7 protein-coding genes are annotated in these 5,754 nt (G+C 38.7%); 3 read left to right on the forward strand and 4 right to left on the reverse strand.

What is annotated here, in order from left to right; all coding sequences use genetic code 11:
- Positions 1 to 83: 83 nt before the first annotated feature.
- The 3 genes from IQ228_RS19540 to grxC all read right to left on the reverse strand — a co-directional run bounded on the left by IQ228_RS19540 (position 84) and on the right by grxC (position 1,943).
- The gene (locus IQ228_RS19540; protein ID WP_193964028.1) at positions 84 to 875 is read right to left on the reverse strand and encodes a 1-acyl-sn-glycerol-3-phosphate acyltransferase; all 792 of its coding nucleotides are present in this window, start codon (positions 873 to 875) and stop codon (positions 84 to 86) included.
- Positions 876 to 987: 112 nt separating this feature from the next.
- The gene (gene tadA, locus IQ228_RS19545) at positions 988 to 1,428 is read right to left on the reverse strand and encodes a tRNA adenosine(34) deaminase TadA (RefSeq protein ID WP_035083607.1); all 441 of its coding nucleotides are present in this window, start codon (positions 1,426 to 1,428) and stop codon (positions 988 to 990) included.
- Between the two features lie 194 nt (positions 1,429 to 1,622).
- Positions 1,623 to 1,943, reverse strand: coding sequence for a glutaredoxin 3 (grxC, locus tag IQ228_RS19550; RefSeq protein WP_027404949.1), 321 nt, complete (start codon positions 1,941 to 1,943; stop codon positions 1,623 to 1,625).
- A gap of 257 nt (positions 1,944 to 2,200) precedes the next feature.
- Between grxC and IQ228_RS19555 the strand changes: the two genes are divergently transcribed.
- The 3 genes from IQ228_RS19555 (at position 2,201) to IQ228_RS19565 (ending at position 5,495) form a co-directional block, all read left to right on the forward strand.
- Positions 2,201 to 3,307, forward strand: coding sequence for an amino acid ABC transporter substrate-binding protein (locus IQ228_RS19555; protein WP_039203229.1), 1,107 nt, complete (start codon positions 2,201 to 2,203; stop codon positions 3,305 to 3,307).
- Between the two features lie 38 nt (positions 3,308 to 3,345).
- Positions 3,346 to 4,272 carry an amino acid ABC transporter permease gene (locus IQ228_RS19560; protein WP_193964030.1) on the forward strand — a complete coding sequence of 309 codons (927 nt, stop codon included), beginning with the start codon at positions 3,346 to 3,348 and terminating at the stop codon, positions 4,270 to 4,272.
- 77 nt (positions 4,273 to 4,349) lie between these two features.
- Positions 4,350 to 5,495: an amino acid ABC transporter permease gene (locus IQ228_RS19565; RefSeq protein WP_193964032.1), complete on the forward strand. Its 1,146-nt coding sequence runs from the start codon at positions 4,350 to 4,352 to the stop codon at positions 5,493 to 5,495.
- Here IQ228_RS19565 and IQ228_RS26785 read toward each other — a convergent pair.
- The coding region (locus IQ228_RS26785; protein WP_228043964.1) for a hypothetical protein at positions 5,484 to 5,754 on the reverse strand (271 nt) is incomplete at its 5' end. The two genes, IQ228_RS19565 and IQ228_RS26785, sit on opposite strands and share 12 nt — an antisense overlap.

Genomic DNA, 5,754 nt, shown 5'->3' on the forward strand with positions numbered 1-5,754 from the left:
TATAAGAGACAGGAGTAGGGGAGTAGGGGAGAAATTTCATTCTTCATTCTTCATTCTTCATTCTTCATTCTTCTGAACTCCTCTCAATTATGAATTTCTATGAAGATGCGATCGCTAATTTTTACTTCTTGATGACTTAATTGTTTTAATTTATGGGTTAAATCTGCTGTCAGCCTTTTGGCCTCTTGCTTTAAATTACCATTCATATAATCTGCGGCTTTGATAGGTTCACCAATATGAATATTCACATCAGTACCCCAATTAGGATAGGGTTCACTGTAGTGGATACCGACAGGGATAACCTTAATATCTAATCCTGGATAGGTAGATTCAGCAGTCACAGCTAAACGAGCGATTCCCGGCTTCAGGGGATGAAGTTGACCATCACGATGAATGCCACCTTCGGGATAAATAACTAACATTTCCCCCTGCTGCATTAACTCTACTGTATGCCGGAGAGTTGCGATCGCCGGACGTTCAATATTCACAGGAAAACCACCCATTCGCAGCACAAACCAACCTTGCAACCCTTGACATTCATTACTCGTTACCATAAATCGCATATCTCTACCCGTCACACAACGACCAGTAGCATAGGGCAAAACCAAGGAATCCCAGCGGGAACGATGGGTAGGGGCAAGAATTACCGGTCCACTTGTAGGAATATTTTCTCTTCCAGTCACCTTAATATGCCCAAAGAAAGATGGCAAAACTATGTAGTGTCCTAGAAGATAAGCAACACGGATTAACAAAGGCGAAACCCGCGAGGTATTCTGAAGCACCGAAGGTTGCCGAGGGGAGTCGAGGTGAGGATTTACCGGCGTATTTCTAGTTTGAGAATGGCGGTTAGTAGAAGCAAAGTATGATTTGATCATGACGGTGGCTGATTTTTTGGCGAATAAAAGATGACACAAACTTGATTATGTCCACCGTAGATTTTCTTGGGTAATTTGTGTTTTTCCATTTGGACAGTTTGATCTGTGTCTGTTATTTTTGCTGACGTTGGGTAACAAACCAACTTTGTAATTGTTCTCGACATTCTGATTCTAGAATACCCCCCACCACTTTCACTCGGTGATTAGATGCTGGGTGATCAGGGATGTTAATAACAGTACGAATAGCACCAGTTTTGGTATCGTCCACGCCATAGATCAATTTTCCTAATCGGGCATGAACTATAGCACCGGCACACATCGGACAGGGTTCTAGAGTGACATATAAAGTACATTGATGCAAGCGCCAACTTTGTAAAACTTGACTAGCAGCCCGAATCGCCATAATTTCTGCGTGTGCAGTAGGATCTTGATCTCGCTCTTTGCGATTTTCACCCACAGCAACCAATTGATTATTCATATCAACAATCACAGCCCCCACAGGAACTTCACCAGCATCACCAGCCACTCGTGCCAATTCCAGAGCGTGATTCATCCATTTTCGATGTTTTAAATATTCTGGGTGTTCAAGCATGAATTGTCAGTTGTCAGTTGTCAGTTGTCAGTTGTCAGTTGTCAGTTGTCAGTTGTCAGTTGTCATTAATTCTCTCTCTTGTCTGTTCCCTGTAACCTGTCACCTGTAACCTGTCACCTGTAACCTGTCACCTGTCCCCTCTTCACTGTCACCTGTCACCTGTCACCTGTCACCTGAAATAACAGAGGGTCAAGTTGAGCTTTTGCATCTAATTGATACAGGTCATCACAACCACCAATATGTTGATTATTAATAAAAATTTGGGGGACGCTACGGCGACCGTCGGCGCGTTCTGCCATGATTGTTCTAGCTGTTTCGTCACCGTCAATTTTGTATTCGGTGAAATTAACACCTTTCCATGATAGTAGCATTTTAGCGCGAATGCAGTAGGGGCAAGTTTGCCAAGTATAAATTTCAACATTGGCTTTGATTTGCTCTGGGTGGCGACCGAGAAGAGAGTTGAGAAAATTTAGCATATTCTTAATTAAGAGGTTTTTTGTAGGTAGGTCGGTAAAATTGATTATATAAAAGATTTGAATTTGATGTAGGGGTAGCGCCCCGTGCCTACCCCGGTATTTAGGGCAACTATAGAAGGTTTGCCCCTACGTAATTCATGGGTTTAGGTATTTTCAAAATGTTTAATTTTGCTCTCCTAAGAAGATATATTTGCCACGAGTATCAATAAATGTTTCAATTATGTGGAAACATCCAAAGAAGATTCTTGGGAAAAACAATGATGAAATTTAGTAAATTATCTGTAATTTTACAGGGGATAGGGATGCCTTTAGCGATCGCCCCTTTAATCATAATTCTGAGTGCCTGTAATGATCAACCACAAAATAATCCCAATACACAAAATCCCGACAGCACCCCCCAAGGACAAGTTACTCGCGTTCTCTGGAATCGCATTAAAAGCCGTGGACAGCTTGTTTGTGGCGTTAGCGGTGAACTACCAGGATTTAGTTTTGTCGGCACTGACGGCAAATATAGCGGCATTGACGTTGATATTTGTCGGGCTGTTGCAGCAGCAGTATTTGATAATCCAGATGCGGTAGAATATCGCAATCTCAACACCAAGGAGCGATTTACAGCTTTGCAAACTGGAGAAGTAGATATTCTCAGTCGCAATACTAGCTGGACTTTTAGCCGCGCAACTTCCCAGGGTTTAGATTTTGCCCCTGTGGTATTTTATGATGGTCAAGCCGTCATGGTGCGTAAAAATAGCAATATCAAATCTATCAAAGACCTGAAAGACAAAGCCATTTGTGTGCAAACTGGAACTACTACTGAACAAAATTTAGCAGACCAAATGCGGAAACGGGGAATTACTTATAAACCCGTTGTTTTTGAAGATGTGAATATCACCTTTGCCACTTATGCAGAAGGACGTTGTGATGCTGTCACTACAGACCGTTCTGCACTGGTTTCTCGACGGACAACCCTACCTAAACCAGAAGATAACGTGATTTTAGATGATGTTCTTTCTTCTGAACCTCTAGCGCCAGCAGTTGCTAAGGGTGACACCAAGTGGAGTGATATAGTCAAATGGACTGTTTATGCTTTGGTGAAAGCAGAAGAATTAGGCATTAATTCTCAAAATTTAGCAGAGTTTGCTAATAGTAAAGATCCCGATATCAAACGTTTTTTAGGAACAGAAGGAAACCTGGGCGAAGGAATTGGTTTAACGAAGGATTTTGCTGCCAAAATAATTAAGCACGTTGGTAACTATGGCGAAATTTATGATCGCAATTTGGGAGCAAAAACAAAACTAAATCTCCCACGGGGACAAAATCAAATTTCCACAAAAGGAGGATTACTCTATTCTCCACCTTTCCGCTAAGGAAGCAAGAGAAATTTCTTACTATTAACAACTGACCAATGACTAATTCAAAACCTCCTTTCTGGCGTGATAATCGCTTTTGGCAAAATGCTATCCAGCTAATTTTTGTATTTTTAGCAGTATTTGTATTTGTTATCTTTTGGGGGAATGTCAGCCGAAATTTACAGCAATTAGGAATTCAATTTGGATTTAATTTTCTCAAGCAACAGGCATCTTTTGATATTGGGGAAACTCTCATTAATTACAAACCAACGGATGCTTATAATTATGCTTTATTAGTGGGATTAGTTAATTCTCTGAGAATAGCAATAATGGGAATTTTCCTCACCACAATTGTGGGAATTACTGCGGGAATTGCAAGATTATCAGATAATTGGTTAGTCAGAAATATTACGGTTATCTATGTAGAGGTTTTTCGGAATACACCATTATTGTTGCAATTGCTATTTTGGTATTTTGCAGTTTTCTTGAGTTTTCCCAAAGCCGAAAATAAAATTTCCTTTTTGGGTTTTGCTAATTTTAGCCAAAACGGAATTCAACTTCCTTGGTTTACCTTGTCTCCAGAATTTTCTAGTTTATTATTGGGGTTAACTTTTTACACAGGTGCGTTTATTGCGGAAATTGTGCGCGGGGGAATTCAATCAGTCCCGACAGGACAACTAGAAGCAGCCAAATCCTTGGGGTTAAACCCAGGTTTAGCAATGCGATTGGTGATTTTTCCCCAAGCTTTGCGGGTGATTATTCCCCCATTAACTAGTCAATATCTTAATTTAACCAAAAATTCCAGTTTAGCGATCGCTATCGGTTATCCTGATATTTATTTTGTTGCTTCTACCACTTTTAACCAAACTGGGAAAGCTGTAGAAGTGATGCTGTTAATTATGATTACTTATCTGACTTTGAGTTTGATAATTTCTCTAACTATGAATTTATTTAATCGTTCTGTGCAAATTAAGGAAAGATAATGTTGAACGCAGATAAACGCGGATAAACGCGGATGAATACGGGTGATGATTATTCTATGCAGTCTCACATTTTTATGATGATTAAACTTAGTTGGCTCAGAAAAAATCTTTTTAATAATTGGTACAATAGTTTACTAACTGTTGTTTGTTTTATATTTCTATTTTGGTTAGTTCAAGGATTTGCAATTTGGTTAATTACTAAAGCACAATGGCAAGTAATCCAAGTTAATTTACACTTATTTTTAGTAGGTAGATTTCCCCAAAGTTTATATTGGCGAATTTGGGTTGTTTTGGGAATATCTACAACTTTAACCGCAATTACTGGGGGTGTATTTACCAAAAAAGTAATATTCACAAACCGCAATTCGTTGATTGCTGCTGTGATTATGGGGACTTTATTGTTTATTTTACCCATACCATTAACAAGCCGTTTATGGTTATTATTAATTACAGATTTAATAGTTGTAGGTTTGATAATTGGTCAGAAATTTACTAAAATCATTACACCTTGGCTTTCCCTAACTTGGTTATTATCTTGTCCCCTAATTATCTGGTTAATTGGTGGTGGTTTAGGATTACAACCTGTATCTACAAACTTATGGAATGGTTTATTACTTACCCTATTAATGGCAATAATTAGTATTGTCCTTTCCTTCCCCATAGGAGTTTTCCTCGCATTAGGAAGAACCAGCAATTTACCCGTAGTCCGGTGGTTTTCTATTCTTTATATTGAAATCGTCAGAGGATTACCATTAATTGGGATTCTATTTTTAGCCCAAGTCATGTTACCCTTATTTTTACCAGCAGATTTACGTTTAGATAGATTACTCAGAGGTACTACCGGATTAATATTATTTAGTGCAGCATACATGGCTGAAAACGTACGCGGCGGACTACAAGCAATTCCCAGAGGACAAATAGAAGCAGGAAAAGCATTAGGATTAAATACACCTTTATTACTGATATTAGTAATATTACCCCAAGCCTTACGTGCAGTCATTCCCGCAATTGTTGGTCAATTTATTGGTTTATTTAAAGATACTTCTCTTTTATCATTAGTAGGATTAGTAGAATTAACAGGAATGGCACGCTCTATATTAGCACAACCGCAATTTTTAGGAAGATATGCAGAAGTATATTTATTTATCGGCTTGATTTATTGGGTATTTTGTTATTCAATGTCCTTAGCTGCTAAAAATCTCGAAAAGCAATTAACATCTTAGGTTGGGTTGACGTATGTTACCCAACATTCCTACGATTTTCAACCACAAAAAAGGAATAACTGTCAGAATCAGGATACCCAGGATGAAAAGATGAACAGGATAAAAAACAATGATTTTATCACCAATTACCCGTAGGTTGGGTTGACGTATGTTACCCAACATTCCTACGATTTTCAACCACAAAAAAGGAATAACTGTCAGAATCAGGATACCCAGGATGAAAAGATGAACAGGATAAAAAACAATGATTTTATCACCA

Origin of the sequence: Dolichospermum sp. LEGE 00246, assembly GCF_015207865.1 — a bacterium.
Classification (GTDB): Bacteria; Cyanobacteriota; Cyanobacteriia; order Cyanobacteriales; family Nostocaceae; genus Dolichospermum; species Dolichospermum heterosporum.

What these genes read in the sequence shown, in the direction of transcription:
- IQ228_RS19540 (WP_193964028.1), bottom strand. Translation starts at nt 875, where the DNA reads ATGATCAAATCATACTTTGCTTCTACTAACCGCCATTCTCAAACTAGA.
- tadA (WP_035083607.1), bottom strand. Translation starts at nt 1,428, where the DNA reads ATGAATCACGCTCTGGAATTGGCACGAGTGGCTGGTGATGCTGGTGAA.
- grxC (WP_027404949.1), bottom strand. Translation starts at nt 1,943, where the DNA reads ATGCTAAATTTTCTCAACTCTCTTCTCGGTCGCCACCCAGAGCAAATC.
- IQ228_RS19555 (WP_039203229.1), top strand. Translation starts at nt 2,201, where the DNA reads ATGATGAAATTTAGTAAATTATCTGTAATTTTACAGGGGATAGGGATG.
- IQ228_RS19560 (WP_193964030.1), top strand. Translation starts at nt 3,346, where the DNA reads ATGACTAATTCAAAACCTCCTTTCTGGCGTGATAATCGCTTTTGGCAA.
- IQ228_RS19565 (WP_193964032.1), top strand. Translation starts at nt 4,350, where the DNA reads ATGATTAAACTTAGTTGGCTCAGAAAAAATCTTTTTAATAATTGGTAC.